This window comes from Pseudomonas sp. CDFA 610 (assembly GCF_021147865.1).
GTDB classification, from domain to species: Bacteria; Pseudomonadota; Gammaproteobacteria; order Pseudomonadales; family Pseudomonadaceae; genus Aquipseudomonas; species Aquipseudomonas alliivorans.
Window position 1 is genome coordinate 383129 of sequence record NZ_JAGTPM010000003.1, and the last position, 20482, is coordinate 403610.

Consider the following 20482-nt stretch of genomic DNA (forward strand, 5'->3'; position numbering starts at 1 on the left):
AGTGTGCTCCCCTTCTTATGTCAGGCGAGTATAGGCGCTGGCCCGGAAAAACAATCGACCGCTCAGGCAGATACAAGCGGTGCTGGACGAAATACGTCGGCAGGGCTAAAAGGAATCAGAACAGCACGCTTTTACCGAACCTGTCAGCACGGAGGGGTCGATGACTCCACGTCAGCATTGCCTGGATTGCCTGCAACGCACACCGCCTTCGGTCTTCGACGCCGCGTTGTGGGTGTCGACCGAACATGACGCGCATTTCCCACGCCACGAACTGCTGGCCGAAATCGATCTCTTGCAGCATCGGATTGGCGCAGCACTTCCGGTGGCCCCGGCATCGGAACTGGCTCAGTTACTGCTGCGCCAGCTCAGCGCACTGGGCTTCCAGCAGGATGACTGGAACCCGCCCAGGCCCGACTCGGCGTTGCTGCACAAAGTGGTGCAACGCCGTCGCGGTCAGCCACTGGGCCTGGCGCTGGTGGCCATGGAGATTGCACGGCGGCTGGATATCGCGCTGGAGGGCGTCAACTTCCCCGGACACTTCCTGTTGCGTGTTCCGGGCGCGGATCACCTGCTCGATCCCTGTGGCGGCCGCAGGCTGTATCCCAAAGACTGCCGCGAGCTGCTGGTGCGCCAGTTTGGCCCCACCATGCAGTTGCAGGCTGTGCACATGACTCGGGCCACGCCTGTGAACATCATGCAACGGCTGTCGCGCAACCTCAGGCATTTGCACATCATCAATGATGACCTTATTGCAGCCCTCAGGGATGCTGACCGGATCGTCGAACTGGGCCAGGCTACCAGCAGCGATCACATGGCCCGCGCCAGCCTTTATCAGTCACTGGAGTGTCCGCAGGCCGAGCGCTTCGATCTGCAGCATGCGTTGCTGCTCAGTGAAGACCCGATACAGCGACTCAAGCTAGCCGAACGCTTGAGCCAGTTGCCCTCTCACCGCAGCGTGCACTGACTGACAAACGCCAAGGCCGGGTATTGTTACCGCTCGGGTAACGCTGCATATCCTGTCCGAGGATGTTTCGAACGCTTCAGGGACGCTAACCTTATCGCCCTTGAAGACGTTGTTTTTCAGCTCCCCTGAATCAACTTCCATTAACCGCTGCACAGTTCGCTGTGCGGCGGTTTTTTTTCGTTCTTCAATCACGCAGCGCTGTCACGCCTTTGTATAAGGCCTGCTCTGCCTGGCACCCTATTGTTCCTGCACCATGAGTTTGCGCATCTCCGGACTGTCACCTGACTGGGCAAATGCAGCGAGGTTTTGCAGGATATGAATGGTTCGAGTGTAATCCGGCAATAGCAGTTTGGCGTAGGGATCTCCCCATGCCGACTTCTCTTTCATATCCAGAATCCGACTGGCGAAGAAGTCCAGTGCATTGATTTCCCTGTCCGGGTTAAGCACATTACCTTTTTTGTCAAATTCGTCACCGGCGCGGCTCATGAGTTCGGCTGTATGATTATCGATGAAGCCAGCCTTGAACAGCACCTTTCCCGCCCTGGCAAGGTCATTGGGCGTGATCTGCTCCGGATTGAAGTCCTTGAACATCGGCTTCATCTTGCGCTTCTCCATCGCTAACGAATTGAGCGCAAGTGCATTTTCCCCGACCTCTCGCAGCACCTGACTGATCTGAATTCTGGGCGCTTTGATAGTTGCCCGCGCTGCGGGCATTTTAACGGTGGCAGGTGGAAAATCACCCAATATTAGTCCGACCATGGAATACTCCGATAATGAATGCGTTCAACGGTCATATCGGAGCAAAAAGGTGTTAGTTAATAGAAGTCTAGAAATCAGTACCAAACTTACAATGGCATCGGAAAAACCTTACATGAAGGGGTAATCAAGCCTTCAATTACCCGCTGCAAACCTGTAGATCATCAATATTCAAACACGTTAAAACAAGCATCACACCGGCCGAGCAAATAACCCTACCCGGCCCGTGGTCGTGCTGAAAACGACGTTACTTCACAGACTTCTGCAGATTGGCCATCATTTCTTTCAACGCTTCGATGTTATCCGCCGGATGCGCCGCGCCCTCGAAATCACCAATGGCTTGCCAGTGCCCGGCGACATCCTCCGGACTGAAGCCTGCGTGGGGATCGAAACAGGCGCCGAGGCTGCGCTCCCAACGGACCTTGCCAATCCAGCCGCCACCCACTTCGAACAGGCTGCCGCTTTCCTGGCAACCATCACTGCCCAGATACACCACCAGCGGGCTGACCAGCTCCGGCTTGAGCAACTCGAATACGCTGGCCGGGATCAGGCCCTCGGTCATCCGCGTGCCACCCGTTGGAGCGATGGCGTTGACGAAGATGCCGTTCTTGCGGCCTTCCAAAGCAAGCGTGCGGGTCAAGCCGTACAACCCGAGCTTGGCCATCGCGTAATTCGACTGTCCAAAGTTGCCGTAGATGCCAGATGTCGAGGAGGTAAAGATCACCCGACCGAAATTCTGCTCGCGCAGATGCGGCCATGCGGCATGCGTGACTTTGTAGGCCCCTTCCACATGAACCCGGTAAACCAGATCCCAGTCGGCATCCTCCATTTTGGCGAAGGACTTGTCGCGTAGAATACCGGCATTGTTGACTACCACGTCGATGCGGCCGAAAGCGTCGAGAGCGTGTTGCACGATGTGGCCACCGTCGGTCACCGAGTCGTGATTGGCTACTGCCGTACCGCCCGCTTCGCGAATCTCGGCCACCACGCGATCGGCAGCCGAGGCGTTGGCACCCTCGCCGTGCGCCGATCCGCCCAGATCATTGACGACCACCCGCGCGCCGTGTTTCGCGAACAGCAGTGCGTGAGCCCGCCCAAGGCCTCCGCCGGCTCCTGTCACGATGACCACCTTGTCTTCAAAACGCACGGATTCGCTCATTGCTGGCTCCACTGTCAGAGGGACGTAATCCACTGAGTGTTGACCACCGGGACGACGCCCACAATAAACACCGCCGCTGCTGAATGGTGCTCAATAACGCAACGGGATGGATTCAGCCCAGACGCGTGATGAAATCTGCCAGCCAGGGTTCAGCGTCGCTCTCGGGCGTGACGCTTTCGCTGGCATCCAGGTGCAGCATGGCTTGCACTTCGCTGACACCCAGTTCGGCAAACAACTCACGCAGTTGCTCACCGCCTGCGCAGAACGTATCACCGTAACTGGCGTCGCCCAGGCCGATGACACCGCCGGGCAGGCCGCGCAGCGCAGCAGGCAACTGGTCACGCAACTGGGAGTAGATAGGCATGATGTTGTCGGGCAGTTCTCCCATGCCGGTGGTCGACGTCACGGCCAACAGAGCCTGCGGCTCGAAGGCCAACAGCTCAGGCAGGGTCATGCGAGGGTTGAGCAGGGTCTCGTGACCGGCAGCGCGCAGCAGCCCGCCTGCATGCCGGGCCACTTCTTCGGCCGATCCGTAGACCGAACCGCACACAATCGCGATTCTCATGACGCATCCTCTGGCAGTTTGAAAAAGGGCGACAGTATGCCCCAGAGGCCTTTGGCATTTCAGCCCCGACGAGTGACACGGCTCGCGCTGAAACGACGACAGGCCCTAGAATGCGACTGTGAAATCTGCTCGGGATTGCTAGGTGATGATCAACGCAAAACTGCTGCAAATGGTCATAGATGCATCAACAGACGGTATTGTCGTGGCCGAGCAGGAAGGTGACGACAACATCCTCATCTATGCCAATAAAGGCTTTGCCGCCCTGACCGGTTACAGCGTAGAGGAAGTGCTGTATCAGGATTGCCGGTTTCTGCAGGCCACCGACCGTCAGCAAGGAGCACTTGAGGCAATTCAGAAAGCCATAAGTAGCGGCCAGGCGTGCCGCCAGATACTTCGCAATTACCGCAAGGATGGCACCACGTTCTGGAATGAGCTGTCGATCACGCCCGTGCGCAACGAAGCCAACCGGTTGATGTATTTCATCGGTATTCAGAAAGATGTCACCGTTCAGGTCCAGAATGAGCAACGGATCAAAGAACTTGTGGACCAGTTGGCAGAGGCCAGGGCAGAAATTGAAGCACTGAAATCGAAAAATAGCTGAAAATACGACGAACGGCAGGAACACTTTACGGATCAAAAGGTCTTTTTTATCAATTACCGGTTAGCTCGAGTCCTGTCATGCAACCTGATTCCCTACTGACGCAAGCTGAGCTGGATTTCATCCAGAGCATGCAGCGCAATCCCAAACTGAACGTGCGTGACAGCACGCGCAGTCTGTTGGTCAATGGCGGCGTACAGATCCAGGATTTGCTCACCCGGCTGGCAGCTCACGAGCAGGTCACGATCCACGCCCAGTTCGAAAATCAGCAGATGAATTTCCCCCTGCATCTGGTCGAGGACGAATTCCACGCACTGCACCTTGAACTGGGTGCGCCCAGCATTTTCGAGGAAGGTCCTCAGATTCGTCCCTGGCGTCTGGTTCTCCAGGAGCCCGTGCCACTGGAGACTGAAAAAGGTTCGCTGACGTCGCTGTGGGTTCACGAACTGTCGTTCAAGGGTGTTCTGCTCGAGAGCAGAAAGCAGGGCAAGCTGCCCAAGCACTTTGCCGCCTGGTTCAATCCGGTGGGACAGGCGCCGATCGCCATGCGCGGCAAGCTTGAACGACTGAAGGAGGACAATCTTGGGGCATACCGTCTTAGCCAGCACAGCAAGGAAGATTCGGAGCGCCTGCGTCAATATATCCTGCAGGAACACCGGCGCATGCATCCTTCCCTGCACAAATGACGCCTTGTGCGTGACCGGACAAGCTGCCTGTGCCTCAGCTATCCATCTGCCCTGCCAGAAACTGCTTGAGTAACCGATTCATGGAGCGACCCTCACTGCCAAGGCAGGCGATGGGAGATCCGGCGAGCCCTTCCTGAACAAAATGCGACACTTCTCCGGCCATTAGCAGCGGACATTCAATGGTCAGCGCGAGTCTGCCGAGACGCTTTGGCAAATCGGCGGCAGGTGAGGCGTTGGAAAACAGCACCAGCGCCAGCGGCTCGACCCGTTCGCAGACCAGACTCAGTTCTTCAAAAGGCTGACCAATGGCCAGCACTCTTATGGCTACCTCTGTATTTCCCATGAGCAATCCTGCAACCAGCAATTCAAGCTCCCGATTCACAGAGGACAGAGCGGCCAGCAGCACCTCTCCCTTTCCAGAATCGTTGGCCAGCTGCAGCCGCTGCAATACCCTGCCGCGCAGGAACGCATCGAAGAACACCCCTTCACTGGTATGCCCAAACGCGTCCTGATTCAGCATCATTTCTCGCCACAGCGGCATCAGAATGTCTTCGAACACCACCACGAGTGGGCAGGTCGAGAAAATCTGCCCGTAGAGTTGCTCCAGGCGCCGCTCGTCGAACATGCCAATCGCCTGCCTCAATTGAGTCTGCCATTGAATCCAGTCCGCCCGGGACAGCGGGCTTTCCGGCGTTGACGACTGACTGCGAGTGCTCTCGCTGCGGGCCAGGATCTTGCCGATCTTGCTGACAGCCACGCCACGCTCTATCCAGTCGAGAATGCTGCGCACGGTCTCAATGTCGGACTGCGAGTACAGACGGTGCCCACTTTCGGTACGCGTTGGCTGAATCAGGCCATACCGACGTTCCCACGCGCGCAACGTGACCGGGTTGACGCCGGTCAGACGGGCGACCTCGCGAATCGGATAGAGCTCTTGCTGCCTGAAATCCTGGTCGGGATCCTTCCGGACAAGGTGGGGGTCAATGGATTGGGTCATGCCGGGTGATCACTTGTATTTGCGACGCATTGTAAACAGCGCCGTCGAACGGTCTATAGCTCCGGGCGTCTGAAATTGAGTCCCGTAAGCGACTACAAAGTTCTACTTGTTTTAAACGGTTTCAGGAATAATCCTTGCTTGCTTCTGAGTGAAGCTGACGCGGCCCACCACCCCGGCGCCGCGCCATGTGACCTCCCTACCCGGGAATCTCACGCCTCTACCGGAGATACACAATGTCTACCTCACCCGTCACCTTGATGGTTGCACGCCGTGTCGCCCATGGCCGCTACCAGGAAATGATGGCCTGGCTGCACGAAGGCGAACAACTGGCCACTGACTTTCCCGGCTATCTGGGTTCCGGCGTGCTCGCTCCTCCGCCCGGCGATGACGAATTCCAGATCATTTTCCGCTTTACCGACGAACAGACCATGCACGCCTGGGAGCATTCTGCGTCCCGACGCTCCTGGCTGGTGCGCGGCAACGGCTTGTTTGCCCAGCCTTCCGAACATCGTGTAAGCGGCATAGACGGCTGGTTCGGCGCTGCCGATCAACGCCCTCCGCGGTGGAAACAGGCGGTCGCCATCTGGCTGGCATTCTTTCCGGTTTCGCTGATTTTCAATTTCCTGCTGGGTCCGCTGCTCAATCATCTGGACCTGCTGCCACGCATCATGATCAGCACTGCAATCCTTACACCGTTGATGGTCTATCTGTTCATACCGCTGTCCACACGTCTGCTGGCACCCTGGCTGCAAAGTGCACCACCGGCAGCGTCGCGCCGAACCCACTCCGCGTAGCGTCGATAATACGCACCAAGACCTGTACAGAATTAACGAATTGGTACAGGTCTTGATCAAGAAAAGCCTCCCCGCGTTTCGGGTATTTTTCGCCACCCAGACGGCTCCGTGCGCCCGCCCACCCGTTTTCATGACACTCAGGGTTGTACAAAAAAATTCTCTGGTATAACTTTGTTCGCAGTCTGGTCAACATTTGAAACACGCCGTTCTCCAGAGTGATTTGCCGACTGCCCTCCCACCGAACAGATACGTGAACTGCCGATGGAATTTTCTTCTGCACCGATCCTGATCACCGGCGCCAGTCAGCGAGTGGGCCTGCATTGTGCGCAGCGCCTGCTGGAGCAAGGACAACCAGTAATCATCAGTTATCGCAGTGAACGGCCGGGCATTGATGAATTGCGCCGGGCTGGAGCTATAACGCTGAGGGGCGATTTCTCCAGCGAGGCAGGCATCATGGCATTCGTTGCAGAGCTGAAGGACCACACCGACAGCCTGCGAGCCATCGTGCATAACGCCTCCGAGTGGCTCGCTGAAACACCCGGCGATGAAGCCGGGCAATTTACCCGCATGTTCAGCGTACACATGCTTGCGCCCTACCTGATCAACCTGCACTGCGCGCCGTTGCTGCACGCCAGCGAAGTGGCCGACATCGTTCACATCAGCGATGACGTCACTCGCAAGGGCAGCAGCAAGCACATCGCGTATTGCGCCAGCAAGGCAGGCCTGGAAAGCCTGACCCTGTCGTTTGCCGCACGGTTTGCACCGCGCATCAAGGTCAACGGCATTGCTCCGGCATTGCTGATGTTTCAACCCACGGACGACGCAGCGTACCGCGCCAACGTCCTCGCCAAATCGGCGCTGGGCATAGAGCCGGGTGCAGAAGTGATCTACCAGAGCCTGCGTTATCTTCTGGACTCCACTTATGTCACCGGCACCACACTGACCGTAAACGGTGGACGGCACGTCAAGTAGGCCGCCCCGAGGATCAATCTGATGAGCTTATCCCTGCCACAGCATTATCGAGACATTCTGGTCGGCCTCGGTGAAGACCCGGAACGCGAAGGCCTTCTGGATACTCCCAAGCGTGCCGCCAAGGCGATGCAGTATCTGTGTCATGGTTATACGCAGAGCGTTGAAGAGATCGTCAACGGCGCTCTGTTCGCGTCCGACAACGACGAGATGGTCATCGTCCAGAACATCGAGCTTTATTCGCTGTGTGAGCATCACCTGCTGCCCTTCATCGGCAAGGCACATGTCGCGTACATTCCGACCGGCAAGGTATTGGGTCTGTCGAAGATCGCCCGCATCGTCGACATGTTCGCACGACGCCTGCAGATTCAGGAAAACCTGACCCGCCAGATCGCCGAAGCGATTCAGGAAGTGACCGGTGCATCCGGTGTTGCCGTCGTGATCGAAGCCAAACACATGTGCATGATGATGCGCGGCGTGGAGAAACAGAACTCGACCATGAACACGTCGGTGATGCTGGGTTCATTCCGCGAGTCCAGCACCACGCGCATGGAGTTTCTGCAATTGATCGGAAGGAGCAAACAGTAATGGCCCGACTGGAACCCGGCACCGCGCGCATTCGCGTCAAGGACCTGCGCCTGCGCACGTTCATCGGTATCAATGAAGACGAGATCCTCAACAAGCAGGACGTGCTGATCAACCTGACGATTCTGTACGTGGCTCAGGAAGCGGTGCGCGACAACGATATCGAGCACGCGCTCAACTACCGCACCATCACCAAGGCGATCATTCAGCACGTCGAAGGGAATCGCTTCGCGCTACTTGAGCGGCTGACCCAGGAAGTGCTGGACCTGGTCATGAGCCATGAGGCGGTGACGTACGCCGAAGTGGAAGTCGACAAGCCGCATGCGCTGCGTTTTGCCGAGTCAGTCTCGATCACGCTCGCCGGTCAACGCTGAAACTCTTATCATGACGCGACTTCACTGACTGAAAAGAGCCCGTCATGACCGAGCAAGAACGCCTCGAACTCGAAGCCGCCGCCTTTCGCCGACTGGTCGCGCATCTGGACAGCCGAAAGGATGTCCAGAACATCGACCTGATGAACCTGTCCGGCTTCTGCCGCAACTGCCTGTCCAAGTGGTACAAGGCTGCGGCCGACGAGAAACACATCGACATCAGCCTCGATGACGCCCGCGAAGTGGTTTACGGCATGCCGTACAGCGAGTGGAAAGCCCAGTACCAGAAAGAAGCCAGCGCCGAACAACAGGCTGCCTTCGCCAAGGAACCCAAGCATGACTGACCTTGACTCCCTGCGCACCCGCCTGCGCAGCGGCGAATACGCTTTTGCCGACACCCTTGCCTTCATCGCCGATACTTACGACTACCAGCCACAGGCGTTCCATAACGGAGATGTCGACAACGCTGCCGGTCAGAATGAAGGCTCGTGCAAAACCCTGGGCATGGCCCTGCTGGAAGGTCTGAGCGACGAAGAAGCCTTGCTGGCGTTCGGCGAACACTACCGCTCGGTACTCGCAACACCCGAGGGCAGCGACCACGGCAACATTCGCGCCCTGATCAAGCACGGCCTGGCAGGTGTGACGTTCGAAGGTGAACCGTTGAAACGTAAAGGCTGAAACAGTTAGGCCCTACAAAAAAACCGGCACAATGCCGGTTTTTTTACACCCGAAAAACGCACTCAGAACGAGGCGTTTGCCAGGCCGTCCAGATAACGCTCAACGTCCAGTGCAGCCATGCAGCCGGCGCCGGCCGAGGTGATTGCCTGACGGTAAACGTGGTCTGCCACGTCGCCCGCAGCGAACACACCTTCGACACTGGTGGCAGTCGCGTTGCCTTCACGGCCACCCTGCACAACCATATAGCCGTCTTTCAATGCCAGTTGGCCTTCGAATAGCGAGGTGTTCGGTGTATGGCCGATGGCGATGAACACGCCGTCGACTTTCAGCTCGTCGCTGGTGCCGTCGTTGTTTTTAAGGCGGGCACCGGTCACGCCCATATTGTCGCCCAGGACTTCATCCAGCGTCGCGTTGAGCTTGAGCTCGATCTTGCCTTCGGCGACGCGTGCATGCAGCTTGTCGATCAGGATCTTCTCGGCGCGGAAGGTCTCGCGACGGTGAACCAGCGTCACCTTGCTCGCGATGTTGGCCAGGTACAGCGCCTCTTCAACGGCCGTGTTGCCACCACCGACCACTGCCACCTCACGATTGCGATAGAAGAAGCCATCGCAAGTCGCGCAGGCAGAAACGCCCTTGCCCATGAACGCTTCTTCCGATGGCAGGCCCAGGTAACGCGCGCTGGCACCGGTTGCGATGATCAACGCGTCGCAGGTGTAGGTTGCGCTGTCGCCCTGCAGGCTGAATGGCTTGCCCGCCAGATCGACCGAGTTGATGTGATCGAACACGATCTCGGTCTCGAAACGCTCGGCGTGCTCGCGCATACGCTCCATCAGTACCGGACCAGTCAGGCCATGGGGGTCGCCCGGCCAGTTATCGACTTCAGTGGTCGTGGTCAGCTGACCGCCAGCCTGCATGCCGGTGATGAGCAGCGGCTTGAGGTTGGCACGTGCGGCGTACACCGCAGCGCTGTAACCGGCAGGGCCGGAACCGAGAATGATCACTCGGGAATGACGTACGTCTGACATGACACACTCCTATCGACCGACCGTTTACGCCGCGGTCGGAACGGCTGGATAAGTAAGGATGGCTGAGAAATCCGAGACCGCTCAGCCATCCTGAAAATTCTGCTGCGCCGATCCGACCGTCAGCCGGATCGGCACAATCAGTTAGAGGCTCGTGGCGTTGGATGCCAGATAGTCGGCAACGCCCTGGGCATCCGCCTTCATCCCTTTCTGGCCGGGACGCCAGCCTGCCGGGCAGACTTCGCCGTGTTCTTCAGTGAACTGCAGCGCTTCGACCAGACGCACCATGTCGTCCACGTCACGGCCCAGCGGCAGGTTATTCACCACCTGGTGTTGAACGACGCCAGCCTTGTCGATCAGGAACGAGGCACGCAGTGCAACGCCGTTATCGTGCTCGATGCCGTAGGCGCGAGTGATCTCGTGTTTGACGTCGGCCACCATGGTGAACTCGACTTCGCCGATGCCGCCTTTTTCCACCGGGGTGCTGCGCCACGCGAAGTGAGTGAATTGCGAATCGACGGAAACGCCAACCACTTCAACACCCAGCTCGCGGAATTTGGCGATGCGGTTGTTGTGGGCAATGATTTCCGAAGGGCAGACAAACGTGAAGTCCAGCGGCCAGAAGAACAAGACCACGTATTTGCCGCGCAGTGAGGACAGCTTGAAGCTATCGACGATGGAACCGTCACCCAATACTGCTGCTGCGTCGAAATCCGGGGCTAGCTTGTTTACCAGTACGCTCATTGATTACTCCATGAAAATTGAAAGGACAGGTCCTGAAATTGCTGACAAGCCTATCGGGGTGGGAAAGAGTAAGGAAATATCGTTTCACAATCCACCTCATAGGTCACTTCTATAGACCGCCCACCACGTGCCCATACTATTTATAAGGCTGTTACCAGACGACTCCATCCATCGATCACGGTTGGGACGGCGATTCATACGGCGCTGACCAGAAACCCTTGCAAGCGGCTCTTTCACGGCCACCGCAAAGCCGGTAAGGTCACGCCTTTCAAGCTTCCGGAGGCTGCCATGCCTGCTCCCGCCCTCACCGGCCCGCAATACCTCAGCGAAGGCCTGAAACTGGTTCTGAGCCCTGGGCTGCGTCTGTTCGTTCTATTGCCGCTAAGCATCAATCTGGTGCTGTTTTGTGGCGTGATCTATCTGGCGATACATCAGTTCGAACTCTGGGTCGACGCGTTCATGCCAACGCTTCCCCATTGGCTGAGCTTTCTCAGTTACATCCTGTGGCCACTGTTCGTCGCGTTGGTGCTGTTGATGGTGTTCTTCACCTTCACCATGGTCGCCAACATCATCGCTGCACCGTTCAACGGTTTTCTGTCGGAGAAGGTCGAAGCCGTGGTGCGCGGCGTGGATGAGTCTCCAGCCTTCAGTTGGGCCGAACTGGTTGCCATGGTGCCGCGCACCCTGGCCCGCGAGGCCCGCAAGCTGGGCTACATGTTGCCACGTATGCTGGGGCTGTTCGTTCTGTCCTTTATCCCGGTCGTCAACATCATTGCCGCGCCGCTGTGGCTGCTGTTCGGGGTGTGGATGATGGCGATCCAATACATCGACTACCCCGCCGACAACCACAAGCTGGGCTGGAACGAAATGCTGGCATGGCTCAAGGGCAAACGCTGGCAGAGCCTGAGCTTCGGCGGCATCGTGTACGTGGCGCTGCTGATTCCGGTGGTCAACATCCTGATGATGCCCGCAGCGGTGGCAGGTGCGACGTTATTCTGGGTGCGCGAGCGCGGTGCTGACGCGTTGCCGACGTCCGTGGCCCGGACCTGATACTCAGGTGCAGATGCCGGGCGCCCTGCCCGGCAGATAACTGAAGACGACAACTATGTATGTCATTTCACTGCCGCTCTAGCGGTTTAATGAGGCCTCACCCCATCCGTTCATGTGAAGCCATACTCTGGAAAGTATGATGCATATGAACTTAACAAGGACGTTAAATCATGAATACCCAAAACCACCCGAATGTCATCGCGAAGCAAAACAACGCCGAGGAAATCAAGGAAATGATCCGGGCGTTTCTGGTCAATGAACTGGCCGAATGGTCGGTCGACCCGGAAAAACTGTACATCAATGCCATTAACAATCAGGAAGAGCGGCTGGTGATTTTCTCCAAATCCATCAGCCAGGAAGCCTGGGACTGCGTCTATGAAAATGATGCGGGCTTCGTCCTTTCGCCCAGTGTCGGCCTTTTCAGCGAAGCGTATTCCTTCGCTGACGAACACCGCGTTGCCGAGCCTGACCTGGAAACGGTCTACCGACTGATTGAACAACTGGTCGCTGATCTCGGTTAACCGATTCTGCTTTCTGACCGCCGGATCTGTCGCTGAAAATGGATCATGCCGGGCACAGTCCCAGACTTGCCCGGCATGACCATGCCAATCAACCGAGGGCATGGAATTTCAGCAGAGGCCTACTGCTGTGCACTCAGCGACGAACCTAACGATAATTGAAGCCTCTTTTTTGCCGCTCACCGGTGCAATGTTTCCCTGAAATCTTCATGCGTCGGCAACGATTCACCTTGAACGGCAATTTTTTGTCTCTCCTCAACATGCCACGATGTAGGAAGTGTATGTAGGACTAAAAAATATATAACCGACTTTACTCGGCGAACTTCTGTAGGACCTGAAAAACCCAGAAAACTGGCATTCGACTTGCTCTACCTGTTTCAACTAACAGGAGAGCATTGCCATGGAAATAGACACCTCTACCGCCACTTCCCGGCTAAGCCAAACACCTCAGTCAGCCGCACTTGAAAAAACGCTGAACCCCCGTTCAGGCTCATTTGCTCAGGTATTGAAAGGCGTTGAGTCCTCAAATGCCCGCACCTCCATACCGCCTGCGTCCGCGACATTGAATCGCCTGGCTCAACCGCGCTCTTCAGTGTTTATGCAGAACATGAGCCTGGCGCAGCGCAGGTCTGCGGTTGAAGAAAAGGGGTTTTCGGCCAGGCCTGCGGCGCTGGAGAGAGTCCCCATTTACGCGGCGGCTCAGCCAGGAGGACCTATAGAGATCGAGTCAAATCGCAGTCAGCCGCAGAGACTGGCGTTGAGCGCAAACGCACACCCGCCTTACGTATCGGGCCGTGAGTTTGAATCCAACGGCGCAGCTCAGAAGTATCGCGTGAAGCACGCAAGCGAGAACCCAGCAGAGCTCAAGGTTCTTGTTAATGACTTTATGCACAATACAATGAACCTCGAACTTCTTGACCTCTCGGACTATCCGATCATTCGATACCATGCGACAGGCGAACCTGTCACCAAAGAGTCAGCCGTTTATTTTTCAAGCATGCTCCACGCTGTCAAAGAGCAGCGAAAGCAACTGTATGAAACAGAGGTCTCAAAGGGAACATCCGATCTAGATATAGTAAAGAAATTAATGAGTTTCCATGACAACCTGCCTGATCGCTTCAAAAAGATGACCAACTGGTGAAGTAAGCCCCGACCGAGCGGTTCGCAAGGCGGGGCTCTTGACTACCAGGTCACCGTAATGCTGCCTAAGTGTCCGGCAACCGGAGTTTGCCCGCCCGCACCCACCCTAAGCGTATAAGAAAAGAGCCTGTCTGCGAATCGCCCATTGAAGCTGACCGTTGAACCCTGCCGCTGACGAGAAATATTCACGCACGTGCTTGGCACCTGACACAAATAAACCTCCATGCCCCTCGGCCACCCCGTGACATTCCAGTTCCAGCTGACATTTTTAATCACCGCCCCCGGTGGCACACCTCTGCCAACAGGCAAATCCGCCTTGTATAAATAGTCTTTTGAATGAATCACCGGTAACCTCACGGACGATTGATAACTGCCCGCTGTCGTGGCTCCTGAAAAAACGCAAAGCGCCCATGCAATTACTGCGGCCGAGCGAATACGCTTCGACTTTTTAAAGTCAAACTTCATGTCTTCAATCCTTGAGTCATGTCTATACGCAGTTGCCCGGACACCGCCGGACGACTGTATGGATGAACGGATATAAATCCGACAACCCGACGTTACTCAAAAGATCAATAAAATAACTTTAAATAAATACCGCAAACTACTTAGAGAAAAAACCCACACCGTCAAAGGCAAAAAGTTAACGCGATGTAGTCCTCTCCATAAACGGTCTTGAACAGGACAGATCTGATACCGCCTCCACACCTGGCACCGATACATTGGCAACCGATCACAAATCCATCACATACCCGCCACATAACCGACACGTCTTCGGCCGACACTCTTCTCATGAGCCAATCCTTGCATGTCACCCTTATCACCGAGACCTTCACGCCCGAGATCAATGGCGTCGCCAACACGCTGGGGCGGCTGTGTGACGGCTTGCGTTTGCGCGGACACAAGGTCGAGTTGATCCGTCCGCGTCAGAGTGAAGAAACGGTGTCGGGGGCGGCCGATGACCTGATGCTCTGCCGGGGCTGGCCGATTCCGGGCTATCCGGGGTTGCAGTGGGGGCAGTCGTCGATGCACAAGCTGTTGCGCCGCTGGCAGCGCAAACGGCCGGATGTCCTGTATATCGCCACCGAGGGACCGCTGGGGCTTTCAGCCTTAAGAGCCGCCAGGCGGCTGGGCATTGCTGTGGTAAGCGGCTTCCACACCAATTTCCCTCAATACACGCAGCAATACGGCATGGGCTTTATCACTCGCCTGATCACCCATTACCTGCGCTGGTTCCACAATCGCTCGCGGGTCACGCTGGTGCCCAGCGTCAGCCAGAAGGTGGAGTTGGAGCGGCGCGGTTTCGAGCGGATCGAGCTGCTGTCGCGGGGTGTGGACAGCCAATTGTTTCACCCTTCGCGGCGCTCACAGGCCTTGCGCGAAAGCTGGGGCCTGGGGGCGAATGATACAGGCGTGATTCATGTCGGCAGACTCGCACCTGAAAAGAATCTGGGCTTGCTCAAGGCCAGTTTCGAAACACTGAAGGCGAGTTACCCGCAGCGCAACCTCAAGTTGATCATTGTCGGCGACGGGCCTCAGCGGGCGTGGCTGGAGCAACAGATACCCGAAGCGATCTTCTGCGGCACGCAACGTGGCGAGGCGCTGGCGACGCACTATGCGTCAGGCGACATGTTTCTGTTTCCCAGTCTGACTGAAACCTTTGGGAACGTGGTACTTGAGGCGTTGGCGTCTGGTCTGGGCGTGGTCGCCTACGATGAAGCGGCCGCCGGGCAGCATATTCGTCACGGCCATAACGGCGCGCTGGCCATGCCTGGAGATGAAGCGGCATTTATAGACGCCGCACACTGGCTGCTGGAAGACGGCGAAACCCTGCGCCGCGTACGCCTGAATGCCAGGCAGCACGCGAGTCGTCAGGGCTGGGCTGCGATTATCGACCAATTCGAACGGCGACTGCTGGACGTCTCTGCGCCTCCAGATAGCGTGACTGATGTCGAGCTCACAAAGGTTGCTCGTCAGACCATCAGACCAACGTCGTCAGTGCCTCTCGACTGAACGGCAGAATGTCCTGCTCGCGCCCTTCGCGCACTTTGACAGCCCAATCGGGATCGACCAGCAGTGCACGCCCTACGGCGACCAGATCGAACTCGTCGTTGCCCAGCCGCTTCAGCAGGTTTTCAAGGCTGGCAGGCTGAGCGACCTTATCGGTATTGACCATGAATTGCAGGAACTCTCCGTCCAGGCCAACGCTGCCCACCGTGATGGTCGGTTTGCCGGTCAGCTTGCGCGTCCAGCCTGCCAGATTAAGCTCGGAACCTTCGAACTCAGCTTCCCAGAAACGTCGGGTGGAACAGTGAAAGATATCCACACCCGCATCCGACAGCGGCTGCAGGAATTCACCGAGCGCTTCTGGCGTCTGCACAAGGCGCGCGCTGTAATCCTGCTGCTTCCACTGCGAGAAACGGAAGATGATCGGATAATCCGGTCCGACCGCAGCACGTACCGCCTGGATCAGTTCGATAGCAAAACGCGAGCGGTTGGCGAGAGTGCCACCGTACTCGTCGGTACGCTGGTTGCTGCCCTCCCAGAAAAACTGGTCGATCAAATAGCCGTGAGCACCGTGGATCTCCACGCCATCCATGCCGATGGCCTTGGCATCCGCTGCAGCCTGCGCGAACGCAGCCACCACTTCATCAATGTCCTGCTTGCTCATGCCGTGGACCAGCACTTGCCCGTCCTTGACCTTTTCCATCGGCCCGTAGGCAGGCACACTGCCGTCCGGCTCGGTGCCAAGACGACGGACCGCGCCGACATGCCAGAGCTGCGGAGCGATCTTGCCGCCTTCGGCGTGCACGGCATCGACCACGTTCTTCCAGCCCGCCAGCGGTGCCTCACCGAAGAACTGCGGAACATTGGGGTAGCCGTTGGAAGCCTTGTGATTCACCGTCGTACCTTCAGTGATAATCAGCCCGACACCTGCAGCAGCGCGACGTCGGTAGTATTCGATCACCTTCGAATTTGGCACGTGACCTGGCGAAAAAGAGCGCGTCATCGGCGCCATCACCACACGTGACGATAATTCCAGGCTGCCCAGGTGAAAGGGTTTGAACAAGGCTTTTACCGGCATGCGCGGGTCTCCGACGAGGCTGAAGGGATAGCGATTCGGCAAACAATGCCGGATCAGAGGCGCAGCATAGGGCGGACCGGGAGCGCAGGCCCAGTACTATTGATTTGACTTATCGGCATACAGAAGTGGTAACGACAGGGGGTGGCCAACGCGCTGCAGGCCACCCGAAACCCGGATCAGCTCAGACCCAGCGCTTTTTCGATTGCCAGAATGACAGCAGGATCATCAGGCGCAGTACGCGGCGAGAAACGTGCAATCACTTCCCCGCTTTTACGAACCAGAAATTTTTCGAAGTTCCACGTGATGTCACCCGGAAACTCGGCCCCTTCGCCCGCCAGCAGGCGATACAGCGGGTGACGTTGCGGCCCGTTCACCTCGAGCTTTTCGCCCAACGGAAAGGTCACGCCGTAATTGAGTTCGCAGAACTCGGCAATTTCCTGCTCGGTGCCCGGCTCCTGACCTGCAAACTGATTGCACGGCAGGCCGAGAACCATCAGGCCCTTGTCCTTGTATTGCTGATACAGGTTCTCAAGCGCTGCATATTGCGGCGTAAGCCCGCACTTCGAAGCGACATTGACAACCAGAACCGCCTTGTCCTTGAACGGAGCCAGTGAAAGCTCCTGGCCATCCAGCGCTTTCAGCTTGATGTCGTGAAAAGCACTCATGAAGAACCCCCTTGAAACCCGAACCTTGCGCCAGAACCTGAAAAGGCGCACTGACCGTCCGCGTAACGAAAGTCGTCATCGCAGAACGGCCAGAGCGCCTTTTGTCAGTGATCTGAGCTTAGCAGCACAAATCAGTGATGATGGCCGCCTTCGCCATGAACGTGGCCATGAGCTACTTCTTCTTCGCTGGCATCACGAATGTCCACGACTTTCACTTTGAAGTTAAGACGCTGACCAGCGAGCGGGTGGTTGCCGTCAACAGTGACGTCGTCGCCATCCAGGTCGCGAATGGTCACGATCTGCATGCCGCCATCAGGGCCGGAAGCATGAAACTGCATGCCGACCTGAAGCTCGTCAACGCCTTCGAACATGCTGCGGCTCAGGGTGCTGACCAATTCGGCGGAGTACTCGCCGTAGGCCTCTTCCGGCTCGATGGCGACATCCAGCTCGTCACCGACATTCTTGCCTTCCAGCGCCTTTTCCAGGCCCGGGATGATGTTGCCAGCACCTTGCAGGTAAACCAGCGGCGCGCCACCGGTGGAGCTGTCGATGACCTCACCAGCGTCGTTGGTCAGGGTATAGTCAATGGAGACAGCCTTATTGGCGGCGATCGGCATGGGGACAAGACCTTTGCTTAAGATTGAAGAACGAGCAAGTTTAACCAAGCCATCGCCCGAAAGCGAACGCAACTCTGACAGACGGGCCCAATTGGAAAATTCAACGCTTATCGGTTTCCGGCAGGATGAGGATGGACACTGGGTTGCAGCCCTGTCCTGCGGGCACACTCAGCATCTTCGTCATCAGCCACCGTGGCAATCGCGCGCCTGGGTGCTGGACCCCGTTCAACGCCAACAAAAAATAGGCCAGAGCTTTCACTGCGGTTGGTGTGCGAAAGCTGCGGATAACGATAGTCTTGGCAAAGAGGATCCGCATTAGACGGTTCCCGGTCTTTTTATGGTTGTCGGCTGTTCACCTTCGCCACACCCCTTGCACTGCTCAATCGAGAAGCCAGTATGCAGACGTTCTTCATCGCTCCCACGGATTTTGGCGTGGGGTTGACCTCCATCAGCCTCGGGCTGGTGCGCACTCTGGAGCGCGCCGGCCTGAAGGTCGGTTTTTTCAAACCGATCGCCCAGCCGCATCCGGGCGATCTTGGCCCGGAACGCTCCACCGAGTTGATGGCCCGCACCCACGGCCTCAAACCGCCCAAACCACTGGCTCTGGCGCACGTCGAACGCATGCTGGGCGACGGGCAGCTCGACGAGCTGCTTGAGGAAATCATCAATCTCTACCAGCAGGCAGCCGTCGGCAAGGATGTGCTGGTGGTCGAAGGCATGGTGCCGACGCGCAGCGCCAGCTATGCCGCGCGAGTCAACCTGCACCTGGCCAAGAGTCTGGATGCGGAGGTGATTCTGGTGTCCGCGCCGGAAAACGAAGTGCTGACCGAGCTGTCCGGACGCGTCGAGTTGCAGGCCCAGTTGTTCGGCGGTCCCAAGGACCCCAAGGTACTTGGCGTCATCCTGAACAAGGTCCGCACCGACGAAAGCATGGAAGTCTTCGCTGCTCGTCTGAAGGAACATTCGCCACTGCTGCGCAACGGCGATTTCCGTCTGCTGGGCTGCATCCCCTACCAGGCCGAACTCAACGCGCCGCGTACCCGCGACGTGGCCGAACTGCTGGGCGCTCAGGTACTCAACGCGGGCGATTACGATCAGCGCCGCATGTCGCGGATCATCATCTGTGCGCGAACCGTGCTCAATACGGTGCCTCTGCTCAAGCCGGGCGTGCTGGTGGTGACGCCGGGCGACCGCGACGACATCATTCTCGCGGTGAGCCTGGCCGCCATGAACGGCGTGCCGTTGGCGGGACTGTTGCTGACCAGCGATACCGTACCCGACCCGCGCATCATGGAATTGTGCCGCGGCGCGTTGCAGGCGGGGCTGCCGGTGCTGTCAGTCAGTACCGGGTCCTACGACACGGCCAACCGCCTCAATCAGTTGAACAAGGAAATCCCCATCGATGACCGCGAACGTGCGGAAATCATCACGGATTTCGTCGCCAGTCATCTGGATGCCCAGTGGCTTCATCAGCGCTGCGGCACGCCGCGCGAATTGCGTCTGTCACCTGCGGTATTCCGCTATCAGTTGATCCAGCGCGCGCAGGCAGCCAATAAGCGCATCGTGTTGCCGGAAGGCAACGAGCCGTTAACCATTCAGGCGGCGGCGATCTGTCAGGCCCGTGGCATTGCGCGCTGCGTGCTGCTGGCCAAGCCTGAGGAAGTGCACGCCGTTGCACAGGCCCACGGCATCGAACTGCCACCGGGGCTGGAAATTCTCGATCCGGACCTGATTCGCGAACGCTACGTTGCGCCGATGGTGGATCTGCGCAGAAGCAAAAGCCTGAATGCGCCCATGGCCGAGCAGCAGCTGGAAGATCCTGTGGTGATCGGCACGGTCATGTTGGCGCTGGATGAAGTCGACGGGCTGGTGTCGGGCGTCGTTCACTCCACCGCCAACACCATCCGCCCGGCACTGCAACTGATCAAGACCGCGCCGGGCTGCACGCTGGTGTCGTCAGTGTTCTTCATGCTGTTTCCCGAGCAGGTGCTGGTCTATGGCGACTGCATCATGAACCCGCACCCGAGCGCCAGCGAACTGGCCGAGATTGCCCTTCAGAGCGCCGATTCCGCCATCGCATTTGGCATCTCGCCCCGCGTGGCGATGATCAGCTACTCGAGCGGCAACTCGGCCAGTGGTGAGGAGGTCGAGAAGGTCCGCGAAGCCACGCAACTGGCCCGCGAAACCAAGCGTGATCTATTGATCGACGGGCCGCTGCAGTATGATGCCGCCGCCAACGAGCACGTCGCCCGGCAACTGGCACCTGACAGCCCGGTCGCAGGACGCGCCAACGTGTTTGTGTTCCCGGATCTGAACACCGGCAACACCACGTACAAGGCGGTGCAGCGCAGTGCCGACTGCGTGAGCCTGGGGCCGATGCTGCAAGGCTTGCGCAAGCCGGTCAACGATCTGCCGCGTGGTGCTCAGGTCGACGACATCGTTTACACCATTGCGTTGACTGCCATTCAGGCCGACACACTGGCCTGACAAATATTCAGGTGCCGCAGGCCAATCTGCGGCAG

25 protein-coding genes are annotated in these 20482 nt (G+C 57.7%); 15 read left to right on the forward strand and 10 right to left on the reverse strand.

The window, feature by feature from the left end; translation table 11 throughout:
• Nucleotides 1–160 precede the first annotated feature (160 nt).
• Complete coding sequence (locus KDX39_RS07205) at nt 161–964, forward strand: SirB1 family protein (RefSeq protein ID WP_231659846.1); 804 nt, start codon at nt 161–163, stop codon at nt 962–964.
• 237 nt (nt 965–1201) lie between these two features.
• On the opposite strand, the gene KDX39_RS07210 is transcribed toward KDX39_RS07205, so the two are convergent.
• The 3 genes from KDX39_RS07210 to KDX39_RS07220 form a co-directional block, all read right to left on the reverse strand.
• A complete protein-coding gene (locus KDX39_RS07210) occupies nt 1202–1723 on the reverse strand; it encodes a hypothetical protein (RefSeq protein ID WP_442964528.1) in 522 nt (173 codons plus the stop codon).
• A 244-nt stretch (nt 1724–1967) separates the two neighbouring features.
• A complete protein-coding gene (locus KDX39_RS07215) occupies nt 1968–2879 on the reverse strand; it encodes an SDR family oxidoreductase (RefSeq protein ID WP_231659847.1) in 912 nt (303 codons plus the stop codon).
• Between the two features lie 112 nt (nt 2880–2991).
• Nucleotides 2992–3444 (reverse strand): flavodoxin, encoded by a 453-nt coding sequence (locus tag KDX39_RS07220; protein ID WP_099226902.1) that lies wholly within the window; start codon nt 3442–3444, stop codon nt 2992–2994.
• A gap of 145 nt (nt 3445–3589) precedes the next feature.
• Here KDX39_RS07220 and KDX39_RS07225 point away from each other — a divergent pair, with 145 nt between their 5' ends.
• Together KDX39_RS07225 and KDX39_RS07230 are read left to right on the forward strand one after the other, a co-directional pair.
• Entirely contained in the window at nt 3590–4045 is a 456-nt protein-coding gene (locus KDX39_RS07225; RefSeq protein ID WP_231659848.1) for a PAS domain-containing protein, read from the forward strand.
• A 77-nt stretch (nt 4046–4122) separates the two neighbouring features.
• Entirely contained in the window at nt 4123–4728 is a 606-nt protein-coding gene (locus tag KDX39_RS07230) for a hypothetical protein (protein ID WP_184318568.1), read from the forward strand.
• 34 nt (nt 4729–4762) lie between these two features.
• On the opposite strand, the gene KDX39_RS07235 is transcribed toward KDX39_RS07230, so the two are convergent.
• Nucleotides 4763–5725, reverse strand: a complete 963-nt coding sequence (locus KDX39_RS07235) for a MerR family transcriptional regulator (protein ID WP_231659849.1) — start codon at nt 5723–5725, stop codon at nt 4763–4765.
• 233 nt (nt 5726–5958) lie between these two features.
• Here KDX39_RS07235 and KDX39_RS07240 point away from each other — a divergent pair, with 233 nt between their 5' ends.
• From KDX39_RS07240 to KDX39_RS07265, 6 genes are all read left to right on the forward strand, one after another.
• The gene (locus tag KDX39_RS07240) at nt 5959–6519 is read left to right on the forward strand and encodes an antibiotic biosynthesis monooxygenase (protein WP_231659850.1); all 561 of its coding nucleotides are present in this window, start codon (nt 5959–5961) and stop codon (nt 6517–6519) included.
• A 261-nt stretch (nt 6520–6780) separates the two neighbouring features.
• Nucleotides 6781–7491 carry a dihydromonapterin reductase gene (folM, locus tag KDX39_RS07245; RefSeq protein ID WP_231659851.1) on the forward strand — a complete coding sequence of 237 codons (711 nt, stop codon included), beginning with the start codon at nt 6781–6783 and terminating at the stop codon, nt 7489–7491.
• Nucleotides 7492–7512: 21 nt separating this feature from the next.
• Nucleotides 7513–8076, forward strand: coding sequence for a GTP cyclohydrolase I FolE (folE, locus tag KDX39_RS07250; protein ID WP_099226908.1), 564 nt, complete (start codon nt 7513–7515; stop codon nt 8074–8076).
• Nucleotides 8076–8447 carry a dihydroneopterin triphosphate 2'-epimerase gene (folX, locus tag KDX39_RS07255; RefSeq protein WP_043303061.1) on the forward strand — a complete coding sequence of 124 codons (372 nt, stop codon included), beginning with the start codon at nt 8076–8078 and terminating at the stop codon, nt 8445–8447. Before folE ends, folX begins: the two co-directional genes overlap by 1 nt.
• Before the next feature lie 44 nt (nt 8448–8491).
• Complete coding sequence (locus KDX39_RS07260; protein ID WP_007252642.1) at nt 8492–8788, forward strand: DUF1244 domain-containing protein; 297 nt, start codon at nt 8492–8494, stop codon at nt 8786–8788.
• Complete coding sequence (locus tag KDX39_RS07265) at nt 8781–9122, forward strand: HopJ type III effector protein (protein WP_231659852.1); 342 nt, start codon at nt 8781–8783, stop codon at nt 9120–9122. Before KDX39_RS07260 ends, KDX39_RS07265 begins: the two co-directional genes overlap by 8 nt.
• A 62-nt stretch (nt 9123–9184) precedes the next feature.
• Here the strand turns inward: KDX39_RS07265 and trxB are convergent, their stop codons facing one another.
• A complete protein-coding gene (trxB, locus tag KDX39_RS07270; RefSeq protein WP_231659853.1) occupies nt 9185–10147 on the reverse strand; it encodes a thioredoxin-disulfide reductase in 963 nt (320 codons plus the stop codon).
• A gap of 141 nt (nt 10148–10288) precedes the next feature.
• A complete protein-coding gene (locus tag KDX39_RS07275; RefSeq protein ID WP_231659854.1) occupies nt 10289–10888 on the reverse strand; it encodes a peroxiredoxin in 600 nt (199 codons plus the stop codon).
• A gap of 288 nt (nt 10889–11176) precedes the next feature.
• Between KDX39_RS07275 and cysZ the strand changes: the two genes are divergently transcribed.
• The 3 genes from cysZ to KDX39_RS07290 all read left to right on the forward strand — a co-directional run bounded on the left by cysZ (nt 11177) and on the right by KDX39_RS07290 (nt 13597).
• Nucleotides 11177–11938 carry a sulfate transporter CysZ gene (gene cysZ / locus KDX39_RS07280; RefSeq protein ID WP_231659855.1) on the forward strand — a complete coding sequence of 254 codons (762 nt, stop codon included), beginning with the start codon at nt 11177–11179 and terminating at the stop codon, nt 11936–11938.
• Between the two features lie 170 nt (nt 11939–12108).
• Nucleotides 12109–12459 (forward strand): hypothetical protein, encoded by a 351-nt coding sequence (locus KDX39_RS07285; RefSeq protein ID WP_231659856.1) that lies wholly within the window; start codon nt 12109–12111, stop codon nt 12457–12459.
• A gap of 397 nt (nt 12460–12856) precedes the next feature.
• Nucleotides 12857–13597, forward strand: a complete 741-nt coding sequence (locus tag KDX39_RS07290; protein ID WP_231659857.1) for a hypothetical protein — start codon at nt 12857–12859, stop codon at nt 13595–13597.
• A 41-nt stretch (nt 13598–13638) separates the two neighbouring features.
• On the opposite strand, the gene KDX39_RS07295 is transcribed toward KDX39_RS07290, so the two are convergent.
• Nucleotides 13639–14061: a flagellar protein FlhE gene (locus KDX39_RS07295; protein WP_231659858.1), complete on the reverse strand. Its 423-nt coding sequence runs from the start codon at nt 14059–14061 to the stop codon at nt 13639–13641.
• A gap of 324 nt (nt 14062–14385) precedes the next feature.
• Here KDX39_RS07295 and KDX39_RS07300 point away from each other — a divergent pair, with 324 nt between their 5' ends.
• Nucleotides 14386–15606, forward strand: a complete 1221-nt coding sequence (locus KDX39_RS07300) for a glycosyltransferase family 4 protein (protein ID WP_231659859.1) — start codon at nt 14386–14388, stop codon at nt 15604–15606.
• On the opposite strand, the gene KDX39_RS07305 is transcribed toward KDX39_RS07300, so the two are convergent.
• From KDX39_RS07305 to KDX39_RS07315, 3 genes are all read right to left on the reverse strand, one after another.
• On the reverse strand, nt 15575–16678 hold the full coding sequence (locus KDX39_RS07305) for an NADH:flavin oxidoreductase (RefSeq protein ID WP_231659860.1): 1104 nt from the start codon (nt 16676–16678) through the stop codon (nt 15575–15577). The two genes, KDX39_RS07300 and KDX39_RS07305, sit on opposite strands and share 32 nt — an antisense overlap.
• Before the next feature lie 176 nt (nt 16679–16854).
• Nucleotides 16855–17343, reverse strand: coding sequence for a glutathione peroxidase (locus KDX39_RS07310; protein WP_210071258.1), 489 nt, complete (start codon nt 17341–17343; stop codon nt 16855–16857).
• Nucleotides 17344–17474: 131 nt separating this feature from the next.
• Nucleotides 17475–17960 carry an FKBP-type peptidyl-prolyl cis-trans isomerase gene (locus KDX39_RS07315; RefSeq protein ID WP_004885134.1) on the reverse strand — a complete coding sequence of 162 codons (486 nt, stop codon included), beginning with the start codon at nt 17958–17960 and terminating at the stop codon, nt 17475–17477.
• 13 nt (nt 17961–17973) lie between these two features.
• Here KDX39_RS07315 and KDX39_RS07320 point away from each other — a divergent pair, with 13 nt between their 5' ends.
• Nucleotides 17974–18279, forward strand: coding sequence for a DUF3565 domain-containing protein (locus KDX39_RS07320; RefSeq protein WP_231659861.1), 306 nt, complete (start codon nt 17974–17976; stop codon nt 18277–18279).
• Between the two features lie 77 nt (nt 18280–18356).
• A complete protein-coding gene (gene pta, locus KDX39_RS07325; protein ID WP_184318535.1) occupies nt 18357–20447 on the forward strand; it encodes a phosphate acetyltransferase in 2091 nt (696 codons plus the stop codon).
• Nucleotides 20448–20482 lie beyond the last annotated feature (35 nt).

Bases quoted from the DNA above. Each gene is read 5' to 3' on its own strand.
- folM (WP_231659851.1), top strand. From the start codon at position 6,781: ATGGAATTTTCTTCTGCACCGATCCTGATCACCGGCGCCAGTCAGCGA.
- KDX39_RS07290 (WP_231659857.1), top strand. From the start codon at position 12,857: ATGGAAATAGACACCTCTACCGCCACTTCCCGGCTAAGCCAAACACCT.
- KDX39_RS07235 (WP_231659849.1), bottom strand. From the start codon at position 5,725: ATGACCCAATCCATTGACCCCCACCTTGTCCGGAAGGATCCCGACCAG.
- KDX39_RS07265 (WP_231659852.1), top strand. From the start codon at position 8,781: ATGACTGACCTTGACTCCCTGCGCACCCGCCTGCGCAGCGGCGAATAC.
- KDX39_RS07310 (WP_210071258.1), bottom strand. From the start codon at position 17,343: ATGAGTGCTTTTCACGACATCAAGCTGAAAGCGCTGGATGGCCAGGAG.
- KDX39_RS07285 (WP_231659856.1), top strand. From the start codon at position 12,109: ATGAATACCCAAAACCACCCGAATGTCATCGCGAAGCAAAACAACGCC.
- KDX39_RS07210 (WP_442964528.1), bottom strand. From the start codon at position 1,723: ATGGTCGGACTAATATTGGGTGATTTTCCACCTGCCACCGTTAAAATG.
- folX (WP_043303061.1), top strand. From the start codon at position 8,076: ATGGCCCGACTGGAACCCGGCACCGCGCGCATTCGCGTCAAGGACCTG.
- cysZ (WP_231659855.1), top strand. From the start codon at position 11,177: ATGCCTGCTCCCGCCCTCACCGGCCCGCAATACCTCAGCGAAGGCCTG.
- trxB (WP_231659853.1), bottom strand. From the start codon at position 10,147: ATGTCAGACGTACGTCATTCCCGAGTGATCATTCTCGGTTCCGGCCCT.
- KDX39_RS07275 (WP_231659854.1), bottom strand. From the start codon at position 10,888: ATGAGCGTACTGGTAAACAAGCTAGCCCCGGATTTCGACGCAGCAGCA.
- KDX39_RS07225 (WP_231659848.1), top strand. From the start codon at position 3,590: ATGATCAACGCAAAACTGCTGCAAATGGTCATAGATGCATCAACAGAC.
- folE (WP_099226908.1), top strand. From the start codon at position 7,513: ATGAGCTTATCCCTGCCACAGCATTATCGAGACATTCTGGTCGGCCTC.
- KDX39_RS07260 (WP_007252642.1), top strand. From the start codon at position 8,492: ATGACCGAGCAAGAACGCCTCGAACTCGAAGCCGCCGCCTTTCGCCGA.
- pta (WP_184318535.1), top strand. From the start codon at position 18,357: ATGCAGACGTTCTTCATCGCTCCCACGGATTTTGGCGTGGGGTTGACC.
- KDX39_RS07315 (WP_004885134.1), bottom strand. From the start codon at position 17,960: ATGCCGATCGCCGCCAATAAGGCTGTCTCCATTGACTATACCCTGACC.
- KDX39_RS07240 (WP_231659850.1), top strand. From the start codon at position 5,959: ATGTCTACCTCACCCGTCACCTTGATGGTTGCACGCCGTGTCGCCCAT.
- KDX39_RS07295 (WP_231659858.1), bottom strand. From the start codon at position 14,061: ATGAAGTTTGACTTTAAAAAGTCGAAGCGTATTCGCTCGGCCGCAGTA.
- KDX39_RS07215 (WP_231659847.1), bottom strand. From the start codon at position 2,879: ATGAGCGAATCCGTGCGTTTTGAAGACAAGGTGGTCATCGTGACAGGA.
- KDX39_RS07305 (WP_231659860.1), bottom strand. From the start codon at position 16,678: ATGCCGGTAAAAGCCTTGTTCAAACCCTTTCACCTGGGCAGCCTGGAA.
- KDX39_RS07220 (WP_099226902.1), bottom strand. From the start codon at position 3,444: ATGAGAATCGCGATTGTGTGCGGTTCGGTCTACGGATCGGCCGAAGAA.
- KDX39_RS07205 (WP_231659846.1), top strand. From the start codon at position 161: ATGACTCCACGTCAGCATTGCCTGGATTGCCTGCAACGCACACCGCCT.
- KDX39_RS07300 (WP_231659859.1), top strand. From the start codon at position 14,386: ATGAGCCAATCCTTGCATGTCACCCTTATCACCGAGACCTTCACGCCC.
- KDX39_RS07230 (WP_184318568.1), top strand. From the start codon at position 4,123: ATGCAACCTGATTCCCTACTGACGCAAGCTGAGCTGGATTTCATCCAG.